At 59.1% G+C, this 14921-nt stretch carries 7 protein-coding genes; all 7 read right to left on the bottom strand.

All coding sequences use genetic code 11. The features are described from left to right. Positions 1-1578, bottom strand: coding sequence for a tetratricopeptide repeat protein (locus KZJ38_RS23510; protein WP_219802094.1), 1578 nt, complete (start codon positions 1576-1578; stop codon positions 1-3). Between the two features lie 16 nt (positions 1579-1594). Next, positions 1595-2485: a hypothetical protein gene (locus KZJ38_RS23515; protein ID WP_219802095.1), complete on the bottom strand. Its 891-nt coding sequence runs from the start codon at positions 2483-2485 to the stop codon at positions 1595-1597. 43 nt (positions 2486-2528) lie between these two features. Beyond that, positions 2529-3182 carry a hypothetical protein gene (locus KZJ38_RS23520; protein WP_246641966.1) on the bottom strand — a complete coding sequence of 218 codons (654 nt, stop codon included), beginning with the start codon at positions 3180-3182 and terminating at the stop codon, positions 2529-2531. Between the two features lie 23 nt (positions 3183-3205). Then, positions 3206-4141, bottom strand: a complete 936-nt coding sequence (locus KZJ38_RS23525) for a hypothetical protein (RefSeq protein ID WP_219802096.1) — start codon at positions 4139-4141, stop codon at positions 3206-3208. Between the two features lie 640 nt (positions 4142-4781). Further along, on the bottom strand, positions 4782-5174 hold the full coding sequence (locus KZJ38_RS23530; RefSeq protein WP_219802097.1) for a hypothetical protein: 393 nt from the start codon (positions 5172-5174) through the stop codon (positions 4782-4784). A 72-nt stretch (positions 5175-5246) separates the two neighbouring features. Then, entirely contained in the window at positions 5247-5699 is a 453-nt protein-coding gene (locus KZJ38_RS23535; RefSeq protein WP_219802098.1) for a hypothetical protein, read from the bottom strand. Between the two features lie 4 nt (positions 5700-5703). Next, complete coding sequence (locus KZJ38_RS23540) at positions 5704-14820, bottom strand: hemagglutinin repeat-containing protein (RefSeq protein ID WP_219802099.1); 9117 nt, start codon at positions 14818-14820, stop codon at positions 5704-5706. Positions 14821-14921 lie beyond the last annotated feature (101 nt).

The raw sequence follows: 14921 nt of genomic DNA on the forward strand, positions 1-14921 counted from the left end.
CTAGTTACCCGGAAGAAAAGGCGCGTTGACGTTAAACACGCCCAGCCCAACGTATCCAGGCGGCTCTGGCGCGAGCTCGATGTCCTTCCCCACCCTCCAGGAGGCAGCCGCTGCTTTTGCCTGCCTAATCTGATCGCGAGTGAGATAAACAGCATTCTGAGGTAGCGTCTTTTTGGCGAACTCATACCCGCGTGTCGCAGAGAGAGTCTCCCAAGCGTAGCCTCGACGCAAGTCCTTCTGGACGCCGGAGCCAGTCATGTAAGCCCAACCGAGTTCGAACTGTGCGTCGCTGACACCCGCGATTGCGGCTGGCTTCAGCCATCTAGCCGCCAGCACGTAGTCCTTAGGCACACGTGTGCCGTGCTGATAAAGCGACCCGTACAATGCTTGCGCATTCGCGCTACCGCGCTCTGCCGCGAACCGTATCCAGTCAAGACCTTCCCGGTCGTTCCGTGCGACGCCTTCGCCCAGCAGCAGCATTCGACCTGTTTTAACCTGCGCATCAGGGTTGCCATGTTCGGCTGCCTTTCGATACCAGACATATGCAGTCGTCGTATTCTTCTCGACACCGGCTCCGCGCTCGTACAAAAACCCGACGCCCGATTCTCCGACGGCAATGCCTAGTGCGGCAGCGCGCCGGTACCAGTCCATGGCGGCCTTATAGTCCGGTTTACCGTCGATGCCCTTATACAGCAGCCCCGCAAGCTCGGCGAACGCATTTGGCTCGCCTGCATCCGCGGCCTTGCGAAACCAGCCAAGCGCTATTGACTCGTTTATCGCGACGCCATACCCGCGCTCATAGCAGCGCCCCAAATTTGTGTATCCATAGGGAACGTTGGCATCAGCCGCTTTGCGATAGTGAAGCAGCGCACGATCATAGTCGATCGGCACCCCAGGGGCACCAGACTCGTAGACTGCGCCGATATTGTTTTCTGCGGTGACTGCGCCCAGTGCTCGAGCTTTCTCAAAGAACTTGAGTGCTTGCGCAGCGTCTCGTGAAACACCGGTTCCATTCAGATACATTGAACCCAGATTATTAGCCGCAGTAGCGTCTTTGTCCGCCGCGAGACTAAGCCAATGCATTGCCTGCGCATTGTCACGCGGAACGCCTAGTCCCCACGTATACAGCACGCCGAGTCCGGCCTGAGCGAGGGGCTGTCCCCGCTCGGCATACTTGCGAAAGACAGCGACTGCATTCGGATATTTCTCTCTATCCGTCTGGCCGAACATATACCATGAGGCGAGACCAATTTCGCCTTCCTCCGCCCCTACATCGGCTGCACGCTTGAATAGAGTGAAAGCACCGGCTGTATCGCGCGGCATACCGACTCCGTACATCATCATCGTGCCGAGATCGGCTTGAGCGCGCGGATCCCCTGCGGACGCAAGACTGCGCAATTCCGTAGCGGCATCGGCAACTCGATATTCCAGAAGCGCTCGCTCGGCGGACTCGACATCGGCGTGTGCGAATCGAGTTCCAACCGCCGAGCAAAGCACAAAAGAAATAGCAACGCTCTGACTAACAAAGCGGTAGATGGTCGATCTATGCATAGCCTTGAAAGGGTGATTAAAATTCATACGACGCACGAAGCGTTCATGAAAAATCAGGAAGATTCAAGGTTGCGCGCGGAGGTCTGGATCCGCGTATAAATTGATCTGCAATACCAATGACAAAAAAAACCATCATTAATGCACCACTCCATAGAATTGAAAAGACATGAGCAGGTGCACCAGGTAGATTTGCGAGCGGTTGCCAGTAAGGTAAATAGCCAATCAAGGCATTTGCCATTGCAGCAGCAGAAACGCCGAGCGCGATGCCTGCGCGCCAGCGGCGGCTCTCTCTGGGCGAAAGCACAAGGCCGGCTGCAAGTAAAACGGCGCTGACCGGAAAATCAAGCAAGCTCGGAACTTTGTACTGGAAAAATACATCCACTCCTCCGCCGACAAAGGACGCAACATAGGCACGGTAGAGAAGCGCTGCGGCGCCGATCAGACATGCAACTGAGAACACATCGCGAGCGCCGATTCGTTGGTCCGCAGGTTGTTCGGCAAAATATCTGGAGCCTCTGCGGCCACAAAGTACAGCGAGCATTGCGACGCACGCGGGCACCGCGCTCAGCGCGAGCGCGCCCGGAGACACAGCAAAATAAAACGCAATAGCGACGATGGCGGTCGTCATATACAGCGCACGCCCCCAGCGTTTGCGCCTCATCATAAGTAATCCGGCAACTATCTGAATCAACGAACATAGCGCTGCTACTAACCACGCCGCACGTTCCGATGAAGTGTAGAGATTGTTCAGCTCTCGCCATCCGATCGAACGGTAGCTGATCAATGCAAGAATGCTCGATACCGATTGAAGTATCAGTACGTAGATTGCGATGCGCACGCTGGTGTGACGTTGTTGCATGAATTCTTTCTTAGCGAAAAGACGAATTATCGGCGTCGCGATTTCTGATTGCGCCGTCGTGATGTGATGCGCCATCGTTTAAAAATCACCCGTTTAGCCGTCGATGGCGTGAATCGCATTACGGCCCGCGTTTTGTCAAACCCTCGTTAACCTCTGGCACAGGACATTTCGGCGCGAAGCGTGTTTCGACCGGTTCATCCAGTCCATTCCCGTCGATATGGCGAACCTCGATCGCGCATCCGCGTGAATGGCGACTGTTTCCTTCGAAGCCGAGATACACGTCGTAGTCTTGTCCGGCAACCGGCGTGAACATTCTGTCTTGCGCCGTGCATGACCACGAGTACCCACCGTACTTACTGCTTCCCGAATCGCCTGCGGTTCGCATCGAAAGCGTGACCGGACGCCCATAGGGGACGATGTATTCGCGAATCATGTCCTTGAAATGCAGACCCTCTACACGCATCCCCGGCCTCGGACTTTGCGGCATGCCGATCACGATGCTGCGTGACGAGTATTTGTAGCGCGCGAGGAAACCGTCATCGACGTCGATGCGGTCGGGATCGTTCTGCAATCTGCTTGTGGCGCAACTGCCCAGTCTGAATGAGGCGTTCTGCATGTCGTTTCCGGTGAGGATACGGATGCGTGCAGAAACGGTTGGGTCGTAGGTGGGCGTTTCGATTGTTACATGGTGAGTCGGGGAGCATGCGCTTAGGAGCATCACGCAACTGGCAGCGTATGGCAAAAGAACACGATGTGCTTTGGAAATATTCATGTTTCTATTAGACGACGGAAACCTTATTGCAAAACACGCTTACCGTGAATCCACTCGATACTTCCGTAAGGCGCTAGCTGGTTGAGCTGCTGCAACATTGCAAGGCCACCATTCGAGTTATGCCGGACAAACTTGGCGTATGCACCGCCATAGAAAAGCGCTTCGCCAAAGGCCTCTTGCTGGTCGGCTCCTCTCATCTTCCCGATGACCACCGCAACGTCATGCACGCTGTCCTGGCCTTGCCACATTCGAAGCAACGGACCATATTGAGTCTGATCATGGGAAGCGTAGTACTGCGCTTGTTTATCGAGTTCGGCATTCGCTATGGAAGTGTCGTTAGCTCGTGCCATGATGTAGCGGTACACCAGACTCCTGTAGGCATAGAAGCTCGGCCCTTCAAGCAGAGCATTGGCATCCGCGAGGTCATTGACGGCCTCTTGCCATCGTTGCAACTCGATATTCGCAAACGTGGCGGCGATAAACCCGTCAGTGAATATGCCTAAAGCCGCGGCGCGTTCATTTGGAGGTTTACTCGCGGCAAACTCTCGCGTCCTCGCGATCTCCGGATCCAAGGTCTTCAACGCCGCCTGCGGGTCGCCCAGCGAGTACAAGATTTCGGCCTTTGTCGCGATCCATGCTCCTTGCCTTGATGGATCGACTAGCGTCATGGCTTGGTCAATTACGACTAGCGCCTCTTGCGAGCGGCCCAACGAGTCGAGCGCTGCGGCTTGCTGTTGCATGGCCGATGCTCGCGCGGAGTTTGAGGTCGCCGCCTTTTCTTTTTTTATAGCTTCGGTAAGAGCTTGCTCATGCTGGATTTTCAGGTAGTTCGGGACTGATGTGGGCCGGCTGTCGGACTTACTCTGTGATGCAACTGGGGCCCGTGTATTGGAACATCCAACAATTGTGCAGACCAACGTTGTTGCAACGATGAATGTGCGGAGGTGGATTGTATTCATTGATTCTTCGGTCCGAAATCTTTGTATCTATTTCAAGGTTGCTATCTTCGTTGCGAGCTGCTGCCTGCATGACAGCGCCAATAGTCCGTCGCCACCGTCACAACATGGGCGCGTCCAAGATTTACTCACCTTGAATGCTCGACGCTCACCCAGTTTGCTATGTCGTCTACCACGTGCTTCAGCCATGCCCAGAAGTCACTGAACCCCTTCGAGAGCTCATAGCCATTTCCAGTCCATCCGTGAATCAGTGCGACCCCTTGAACTGCCTTGTCTCCTGCAACTACGAAGCATGCAAGATCGTCGCAGTCCTGCCTCTTTGCGAACGCGAATAGTCGCTTATCAGTAACCCCAGGCCACCGGTCCGACGCCCAAAAGGTTTGTTGCATGGGTAGGTAATGCCATGGTTGTAGTTGGGTAAAAGGCTCGTACCCAACGAGCGCTTTATCTAGCAGCCATTGATATCCAGAAGGCAACGCCAGCTTTGCCGGTGAATTCACGATGAGCCTCCATTTTGGCGAACAGCTAGCTTGAGCGGCACCGTCGTATCCCTTGTGGTATTGGCGGCCATCGATCCGCGCCTCGATACGCCGCGCGGCTCCTTCCGACATCGATGCGCGTCCGAAGCACGGTCGTCTATTGATTACTGCACGCAACTCCTGCGTGTACGCAAGCTATAGGACATCGCGAATCTGTACACCCATTGTGGCGAACCGCCGGAAGTATCTGTGGACGGGATTTCGTTGATCCTTGCAAGCATTCCATCTTTGCAAAGCAAATAACTGTGCTCCGTTGTCGCGTCATTTATTTTCCAACCCCTTTCTAGCAGTATCCTTTGGTACTGGTCGGCTAGACCCGGTGTCCAAGATGCCCCCTCTATGTTTACAATCATCAACGCACCACCAAATTTCGGATTCGAATACTTGGAATAGACGCTTCCGCCAGCAGTCAAAGCGTCGTCCATATCTTTTTTCATCGACAGCAAATGGCTTTCACTATCGACTTTTGACGGATTCGCCACGCCCGCGATAATCATTACTGTGATACCGAAGGCTACTACCAGGCAAAACAACACTGACCTGATATCCGATAACCTTGAATTCGCATCCTATTGGTCGACACCAAATCTCTTAAGAAAACTCTTTTCGATATTTGCGTAACGCGCCTCTATCTGTTTCGGAAATTCAACGAATTCCTCTTGATTATCTTTAAGAAAATCGACCAAATCCTCTGTGCAAATTCTCGCGTATTCATCCGTGATTTCGAAGCTTCGCCGCTTTTCATCGTCGGTGTCCGTTAATTCACGTAGAAGCCTCCTCTTTCTATCCAGGCGCTCTGGATCGATTAGCTCCTCGAGAAGTGAAACATCAAACACCTTACCGCTGTTATCTAGCACTGCGACCGAAATGATGGGTTCGATCGAACTCTCGATTAAAAATCTGACTGTCATCACATTATTTGACGCTTCGATCACATAGGTGTCGTTGCGGCTGATCGCAAACGGGGGCCCGGGCAATGCTCCAAGAGCGCGCTGAACGTGAGATAAATACGGTTCGATCATAGTGTTATCGCCGAGTCATCATTCCTGAAACGCTATCATATGAGTACCCATTCTTCTGCAGATACTGCATCTCGCGCCCAAAACCCGTCAGGCTTCCATCCGGTCTCACTAACACATCCGGGGTTGGCTTCGTCGCAATAAATATGTTGTCACCACGCTGAATGGCTTGATCAAGAAACGGCATGTTGACCTCGCCCCAAAACTGATCAGGCGTCTTGTACATATTGTCAGGAACATTAAGTACATTAAATCCACCCGGTTTCGCGTCAAAATTCGTTGTCTTCGGATAACCAAGCTGCTCATTAATAACGTTATTCATGTCTAACGCAAAGCTACCAAGAACCGTTGTAGTCTTGTTAGGGTCCACAGTCACGACGATACCACTAGGCGAGCCAATAGGATCCAGACTTGGACTACCGTCTCGGTAAAAGTTATTAGTGATTTTTGCTTCTTGTGTCGCCGCACTCCCTCCGCTCGCCGTCGGAACGCCTTGACTTGTAAGCGTAGTACCCGCTGCCGCGCCAAGATTGATCGCTCCATAAGCAAGAGCAGCCGCCTGCGGACTCAATCCAAGTGACTGCAAAACCTGCTCACCATACGTCGACGTGACGTTGCCGCTCAGCATCTGCGCGAATCCGGCATTCGAATAGTCCAGACTCGTAGTGGCAACTGCCGCCCCAAGGCTACAGGCAATAACCGTCGGGCACGCGACACTAATCGCCCCCGCAGCGGCTGCAGCACCGGTAACACCTTGCACGGCGCCAACCGCACGGACAGGAACCTGGTTCCTGTCCGACCAGTCGCCGAACGCATCGGCTACACCGTATCCATCGAAGGCTCCGGCTTTTACGAGCGTGCTTTGTTCAGCGGTGAAGTATTGGCCCGCATCCTGCATTTGCTGAAGCGCTGCTTTGGACGCGTCGTTATCGGGAACGCCTGCCGCACACAGCACCAACGCGCATTCGGCGGCAGCCAGTCTGTACTGTTCGTCGGTCGACTTCCCTTGCATGAGTTGAGCGAGCTTCTGCGCTTCGGTCGGATGCAACTGCCGGTTAAAAGCATCCACATTCGAAGCCGCAGCCGCCCCAACACCCCCACCCACCGCCCCGCCCGCCGCAGTCGCCAGCAAGTTCGCAATAACATTGCCGACCCCATGCCCCACGGTCCCAGGATCGCCAAACTGGTTCGCAACGTCATTCAGCGCCGGCGCGAGATAAGCAGACGCACCAGCCCCGGCCGCACCGCCCGCAGCACCTACAACACTGCCCCCACCCAATCCGCCAAGCAGCGCACCGCCAGCCACATGAAGGATGATGCGATTGGTCCCACCTTCACTCCACGCGTCGGCGTCCGCCTTGTATTCGCCCGCAAGTTCCGTATCACCGAGCAACGCCGCGGCCTTCTGGCCGTCGCGCGCCTTCGCCTGCTTATAATCCGCGTACGTCCCGATATCCTTAGCAACCGCCTGCCCCGCAGCATTCGCTGCGCTCATCACGTCGAGTTCGTCGCCCAGCACACCGCTCACATCAGGCAGCTTCGAAACCGTGCCGTTCAGATTCGACGTATCCCGGTTCAGGTTCGATACATCTTGCGTCTGGCCCGCCGAATCGGTCACCGTAATCGTCCCGGCACTGATGGCGGTCTTCGTCGTGGCGGTCGAATTGCTATGGTCGGACTGGCCTATCATCGGCGTGAAGCCTTGCGTGCCCACACCAAAGCCACTCGTCGACGAGTTGTATTCCGAATGATTCTGGATATCGGAGTACGTCAGCGTGCCCGTCGTCAGGTTGTTCTTCGATGCCTCCGCGTCGCTGCCGATATACGCGCCCGTCAGGTTCGTATTGCCCTTCACGCTGATGTCGAACCCGCCGCTGCCGGCCTGAATTCCCGCCTGCTCGTTCACCGCCGCATAGTTGCCGTTCGCGCTGCCGTGCTGACTGCTGATGCTCGCGCTGCCGCCGCCCTGCGAAATGCTGAATCCGCCACCCGTACTCGACTGATGCGCGGCGCTCACCGTTGTGTCCTGCACACTCTGGATATTCAGATTTCCGCCGATGTCCGCAGCAACGTGATTGCCGCTCACATCCGCACCGACAATATTCGTGTCGCCGCCCGACACGATCGTCACGTTATTGCTTGCCGTTACGTGCGTGTTGTTCTGCGTCACGGCATCCGAATTCGAATCGCCATGCGAATTGGACATCGATGCCGATACACCCCAGCCTTTCGTGCCGTACGACACACCGACGCTCGCGCTGCTCGATTCGTTCGTGCTGCGCGTCGAATCGGTGTTCGTCGAGTTCACGAGGTTCACCTGATTCTGAGCCACCAGTGCAACGTTACTCGCGCTAACGTCCGAGCCCGCGATGGTCAGGTTGCCGCTTCCCGGCGTGCCGTTGCCGGTTGCGATGAACGTCGCGTTGCCGCCGGCGTTAATCGCCGAACCGGTCTGCGTGGTCTGATCCTCGGTGAACGTGTTCTTCGTATGACTGGTTCCCCAGCTCAGCTCAATGCTGACATCGGGCGTGCCACCCGATGCGAGTTGCCCGACCGCGTCTCCGGCATTGCCGGCGGCCGCGACCGCATGCAAGGCTTTCGCGCGCCCATCGTGGCTGTCCGAGGCCGCATGACTCTGGTCAACCGCGCTTGAAATCGCCTGCGCGACGGAACCGCCTACGCCTAGCGTGAATCCGCTCGTCTTCGTTTCTTGCGTTTCATCATGGTGGTTCGTATTCGTCGCCGAATCGATCGTCACGTTCGCCGCGACGCCCGTGATGTTCTGCGCTGCAATGACATCGCTGCCCGTAATGTGCAGATCGTTGCCGGCCGCCATCGTCACGCTACCGTTCGTGCTGCCGACGAGGCTGCTGTTCTGCGTTACAGAACTGTCGTGCGTGGTGTCTTTCTGATCGCTGCTGCCGTACGAGATGCCAGCGCCACCAGTCGCTCCCAACCCCGACTTCGTCTCCTCATGAAAACTACTGCTCTCACTCGTGTTCTGGGTCGTCGTAATCGTGAGGTCATGCCCCGCCGACAACACCATATCGCTCGTCGAAGCGACAGTCGAACCCGCAATAGTCAGATCATGACCGGCCGTCACGCCGACCGTATCGCCCGCCACCGTCGCCCCCACCGCATCCACTTCATGCGACGACTTCTGGTCCGTCGTCTTGTCGCTCGACATGAAACCGGAATGTTCGACATGCTCCCAGCTCTGCGAATCGTGCGTTTCGTTGACGGCACCGATCGTCACATTGCCTGTTGCCGCAAGCGTGGTCGCGCCGCCGCTCATGCTGCCGTCCGCGGCGGTCGAACCTGTCGTCACGCTCGACCCCAGAACGGAGAGATTGCCACCGCCGGTCGCCGCGTCCTTCGCCACGCCCACGCCATACTGCGATAACAACGCCGAAGCGGTCGCGCCCTGTCCTGCGCCCAGCGTCATGTTGTTGTTCGCATTCAGATCGCTGCCCTGCACCGCTTCGTCATAACTCGACGCCGTATGCTTCGCCTGCGGGCCGCCTAGCGACTGCTCGCTATGCGTGGCCGTATCCTTTGCCGCCGTCACGGTCAGGTCGTTGCCCGCGATCATCGTCGCGTCGCCGGCTGACTTCACCGTGGCATCGGTCAGCGTCGTGTTGCCGCCCGACACGCTCGTGAAACTGCCGCCCGTCGTGATCGTGCTGCCCACGTTCTGCGTGACGCTATCGTGGCCGCCATTCAATCCGTCGTTGGTGCCCGCGTCGCGCGTGCTCGTCAGCGTCGTCGTACCGACATTGATATCGCGGCCCGCGCCGACCATCGCGCTCCCGCCCGACTCGATCGACGCACCGCTCAGGTCGACGTCGCGGCCGGCAAGAATCAGCGCATTGCCCGATGCCGAGATCGTGCCGGTCGCAAGCGTGCTTTGCGACGATGCGCTCGACGTGAAGCCACTTTCGTTCAGCGTCTTCGAAATGTCCGTGGTCGCCGTTTCGTTGATCACATCGCGGCCGGCCTGCACCAGCGTATCCGCGCCGCCGATGCGGCCGCTCACGTTGCGCACGTCCTGCACAGCCGCCACCGCGGTCGTGCCGCCGCTGCCGATCACGCCACTGTTCACGACGTTGTTGCCGATCACCGTCGTCGCCACGTTGCTGACGATCTGGCCGCTGTTGTTCACGTCGCCGGTGGCGTTCAGGTTCACCGTATTGCCCGCGACAATCGCTCCGCTATCCTGAAGATCGACCGTGCTGCTCTGCGCGAGATACAGCTTCGGCACTAGCACCGTCTGCTGCGTGCCGTCCGGCAGCGTTACCGTTTGCGACACGAGCCAGACCATGTCGGTCGTCAGCTGCTGCATCTGCGCATCGGTCAAGCCAACGCCGGGCGTCAGGCCAAACGCCTGTGCGTACGTCACGCCGTTGTTCATCAACGCGGTGTACTCGTCCATGTTGTCCGTGTAACCGGTCAGGAACGTGCGTCCCGTCAGCTGCGTGACCTGGTTCATCACGAGCTGCTCTTCATACATGCCGTCGCCGAGGCGCTTCTCTGTCGTCTGCGGGTTCAGGCCCAGCTGGCCCAGCATGTAGTCGCTCGAAACAAACTTGCTGTAGGTCGTGAATCGCGGGTCCGTTGCGACGAGGTACGTGGCGGAAGGCGCGGGCTGCAGCGAAAACAGTCCATTGATGGGCAACGTCAGGTTCGGAATGCCGCCCGATGCGCTGCCGAGCGTCTGTGGCCGGTTCGTCTGTCCCGACAGGTTGCCGAGCTGCGTGCCCGTCGCGTTGCCGCCCGTCACGCCGGAGCCGAGCACGGTCTGGCCGACGAGATTCACGCTGCCGATGTTGATGTTCGCGCCCGTGGTCTGCACCGCGCCGCCCGCGGTCGCAATCGCGGCGAGCGCGCCGACCGTGGTCGTCGTCGAGCTCACGCCGTCTTCAACGGTCTTCGTGTCGGTGCTGCCGCCCGTCTTCTGGTGCCAGAAGAACGTCGACTGCGTATCGGTCGTCACGGTTTGCTGCAGCACCGTGCCGGTGTCGTTAACGGTGCCGCCGTTCGCGCGGCGCACAAGATTGCCGCCTGCGGCCATCGCCGACGACTGGTTGTTGATACTGCCGCCATCCGCGTTGATGCGGATCGAACCCTGCGACTGGATCGTGGCGGCGGTGCCGGCACTCAGGAGCTGATCGGTCGCGATCGTTGTCTTCGTGGTGCGCGACAGTTCGACGTAGTCGTGACTGTCCGAGCCGAGGTCCGTCCGTGTCTTGACATCGTCGGGCCGGATGTTCGTGTTCGGATTCCAGTCCGGCCACAGAGTAATGGTGTACGTGTCGCCGTTGTCCGTAATGCTGTTGTAGTACTGCGTCGCGTTGTTCGTGATCGTGCGTGTCTGCGCGACAGGCACCTCGATGCAGAAGTTTTTGCAGACCTCGGTCGTCGGGCTCGAAGCATCGATATAGCTGTCGAACAGCGGGGTCGTCAGCGATAACGTCTGCGCCGCCGTGTTCAAATTCGCCACTTGCGACTTCGGAACGGTAACCGTAATCGGCTTCATCAGACCGCCGATCGCTGCTATGCCGATTGCTCCGGCGTCGAAATTCCAATACCCGCTCTGGTATTGGCCGAGATCGCCGGTTGGGATGCCCGCCGTCCATAGCGAAAGCGTCGTCGTGCCCGCATCCTGCGCGGTGCCGGCCTGTGTGACGACGCCCGTGCGGCTGTTGTTGACCGTATGCGCGGCGATGTCGATATCGCCCGCTGCCTCGATGTTCGCAGCGCTATTCGTCAACGTACCGGTCTGGTCCGCGAGCAGACCCGATGCGTCGCGCGCGCCATCCCTTGCGATCTCGAGATTGCCGGCGCTGTACATCAGCGCGCCATCCGCATTCGTCACCGAGTTCGCGGCGTAGACCTTCACGCCTTGTGCGCCGGCGATCACGGCGGCCGCGCCGCTGTTCTGCACATCCGACGCGTTGACCTGCACGTTGTTGCCGATCACCGCGCCCGTGTTCGCGAGCGTCGCGCTGTTCGTCGTGACCGTATCGCCTTCGATACGCCCCGCGTTCGTCAGCGTGTTCGATGCGGTGACGGTCGTGGTCGCGCTGTCGATATCGGCGTTGGCCGAATTCACGACGTTGGCGCCCGATGCATTGATCGACGTACCTGCGGCAAGCGTGCCCGTGTTCGTCAGCGTGCCGGTCGCGGAGAGCGACAGATTGCCGTCCGCATGCAGACGATTCGCCGCGCTGTTCGTGTAGTCGCCTGCAACAGCGAGCGACAGATTGCGCCCGGCCGTCATCTCACCATCGCCGATGACGCCGCCGCCCACCGCGATGTCGCGGTTCGCACGGATCGCGCCGCCCGCATTCGCGAGCAACGCGACCTGCATCGATACGTCCTGGCCACCTTCGATCTGGCCGCCCGCGTTCGTCACGGTAGCGCCCGCCTGCTTCAGGTTCAGCGCCGTCGCGCCGTAGACGGTGCCGCCCGAATTGTTCACGCTTTGCGCGACGTTCAGATTCGCCGCGCCGCCTGCGACGAGTTGCGCCCCCGCAGTGTTGGTCAGCGACTGCGCGTTCAACGTGACGTCGCCGTTGCCGCCAAGCGTGCCGCCCGTGTTTGCGACGGCTGTAGACGACGTCACCGTGAGTGCGCCGTCGCCTGCGTTCGTCAGCGTGCCCGAGGTGTTGTCGATGCTCGATGCGGATACGGCGGTGCTGCCGTGCGCGCCGTTCGCGGATATCGAGCCTTGCGCGTTCGACAGCGCGCCGCCGGCCGCTATCGACAGATTGCCGTTCGTCTGTGTCGAACCGGCGCTATTGTCGAACGTGCCTTGCGTAGTTGCGGTGAGACCATCGGCGCCGTAGAGCGTGCCGTCGTGATTGACAAGCGCGTTCTTCGCATCGACGCTTGCCGAACCCTGCGCGGACAGCGTGCCGTTCGTATTGTGGATGCTCACGGTTTGCGCGTTGAGTGCGCCGTTCGTCGCAACCTGGCCGCCAACGTTCGACAGCGTACCGCGCGCGTCGACCGCTAATGTGCCTGCGCCCGCGTGTTCGATCGAACCGTGATCGTCGTTCGTGATGTTCTGCGCTGATACGGTAAGGTTCGACGCATTGCTCGCAATCGTGCCGCCCGTGTTGTCGATCGAACCGCCGACAGCGAGCGTCTGGTCGGCATCACCATATTGCTGGATCGCGCCGCCACGATTGATCAGATCTCCGGAGGTGGAGAGCGCAAGCGTGTTGCTCTCGATCGCACCATTCGTATCGTCGATTGAGCCTGCCGAAACCGTGATCGAATCGCCGGATAGCGTTCCGTTGCGGTTGCCGAGCGCGCCGGCCACCCTCATACCTAGACTGCCGCCTGCCACGATGCTGCCGGCCGGGTTGTCGAGCGATTGCGCCCTGATGGCCGTGTCGCCGTTCGCTGTGAGCTGCCCCTGGTTCGCGATCGCGCCAGCCGATACGTTCAGCGATCCATTGGTGCCGATTACGCCGCCCGTTGCGCCCGTCGCCGTGTTGCCCGCGCCATTCACCAGGGCGCCGCTCGTTGCGACATCGAGGCCATCCGCGTTCAGCGAGACGATGCGGCCCGCTGTGTTGTCGATCGAACCCGCGCTGATGCTTTCACGTCCCGCGGCCTGAACGATGCCCTGCTGGTTGTTCAGCGCGGCATTTGCAGCGACGTCGAGCGTGGACTGCGAAGCAATCTCGCCACCCTGATTGGACAGCGCACCGGCTGACAACGTTTGCGCGCCCGATGAAGACAATACGCCACGATCGTTCGTCAGCGTCCCCGCTGCATGAGCGGACAATGCGCCGCCCGCGACAGTCGTCGCGCCAGCGAGACCCAGATCGCCAGCGGATGCATTGAGCGTGAGATTGCCGTTTGCCGAAGTCTGGCTGCCGGCCAGATTCATCGATGCGCCGGCAAGCGATGCGTTGCCGCCCGCCACGTTCTCGCCCGTCGCCGCAAGCATGCCGGTCGCCGATACGGTCAGTTCGCCGCTGCTCGCAGTCGAGCCATCGCTGTTGATGCCTGCGCCGAGCGTGCCGGTCGAATTGACGCTGCCCGCGCTGATGCTCGTGTTCTGCTGTGCCGCGAGGGTGCCCCTGTTGGTCACATCCGCCGCGGTATTGACCGCTACGCTTTGCTGCGCGTAAGTCGTCCCGCTGTTGGCGATGCCGCCCGCCGCCGCGATCGACAGGTTGCCGCTCGCCGTGGTGCGGCCCGACAGCACGACGCGGCCCTGCGCGGTGAGCGAGAAGTCGCCGCTTTGCGCGGCGAGTACGCCGGCATTCGCTACGCCCACGCCGTACTCGTTCGACACGAGATAGATCCGGTTCGCGTACATGCCGCCCAGTTGAGCGACGTCGATTGCAAGCGCCGGCGCGCTACCGTTTCCGGCAATCGGCGTGGCCGCGAGCGTGTCGTGATTGACATGGTTCGCGCCTGCGATCACGTTCAGTGAGTTGCCGTAGATAGCCGCGTTCGCTTGCACGGCGCGCGCGATCAGGTCCACCTGATCGACGTTTGTTGCGTTAAGACCCGCGCCTTGCACCGTGATCAGGCCGCCCGTTACATTGAAGCCGGTCAGCGCGCCGTTGCCGTCGAACAGCGGTGTGCCTGTCGTCAGCACGCCGCGCGTCGTGTTGATAAAGCCGCCGCCGTCGACGACGATGCCCGAGCCGTTCGCGACGACCACCTCCGCCCGGCTGCCCGCCACCTCAATGTAGCCGCGCAACTGGCTCGGCGAATTGCTGTTGACCTGGTTGAGAATGATCCGTGCCGACTGTCCCGGCGCGAGATTCGGATTGCCGTTGACGTAACCCGCCTGCTGCGTATTGACGATCGTCGGCGAGTTATTGAGGATGACACCCGCCTTCGGAACATCGAATTGCGAATAGGCGTTCTGCGACACGCCGGCACCCGACGGTGTCGTGATGTTGACCTGCTGGATGCCGTTGGCTGTTTGAACGACCGATGGCCTGTGCGCGCCGCCGTTCGGATCGGCGACGACCTGCGCACGTGCGGGATCCGCTAACGCGGCAGCAAGCGTTAGTGCAATCAACGTGTCTTCAACAACACCCCGTAAACCCCGTAGCCCGCTTTGAGCAAGCCGATATTCGCTCTTATTCATCCTTGCAACCGCTCTTGTTTTTTTACCGCTTTTGTTTTTCTTGCGGGGCGTAACTTAAGCGCACATGCAGATGAAAGGCAAGGCCAAACATTGTGAAATGT

The organism is Paraburkholderia edwinii (assembly GCF_019428685.1).
Lineage (GTDB): Bacteria > Pseudomonadota > Gammaproteobacteria > Burkholderiales > Burkholderiaceae > Paraburkholderia > Paraburkholderia edwinii.

Bases quoted from the DNA above. Each gene is read 5' to 3' on its own strand.
- KZJ38_RS23510 (WP_219802094.1), bottom strand. From the start codon at position 1,578: ATGAATTTTAATCACCCTTTCAAGGCTATGCATAGATCGACCATCTAC.
- KZJ38_RS23515 (WP_219802095.1), bottom strand. From the start codon at position 2,485: ATGGCGCATCACATCACGACGGCGCAATCAGAAATCGCGACGCCGATA.
- KZJ38_RS23520 (WP_246641966.1), bottom strand. From the start codon at position 3,182: ATGAATATTTCCAAAGCACATCGTGTTCTTTTGCCATACGCTGCCAGT.
- KZJ38_RS23525 (WP_219802096.1), bottom strand. From the start codon at position 4,141: ATGAATACAATCCACCTCCGCACATTCATCGTTGCAACAACGTTGGTC.
- KZJ38_RS23530 (WP_219802097.1), bottom strand. From the start codon at position 5,174: ATGATTATCGCGGGCGTGGCGAATCCGTCAAAAGTCGATAGTGAAAGC.
- KZJ38_RS23535 (WP_219802098.1), bottom strand. From the start codon at position 5,699: ATGATCGAACCGTATTTATCTCACGTTCAGCGCGCTCTTGGAGCATTG.
- KZJ38_RS23540 (WP_219802099.1), bottom strand. From the start codon at position 14,820: ATGAATAAGAGCGAATATCGGCTTGCTCAAAGCGGGCTACGGGGTTTA.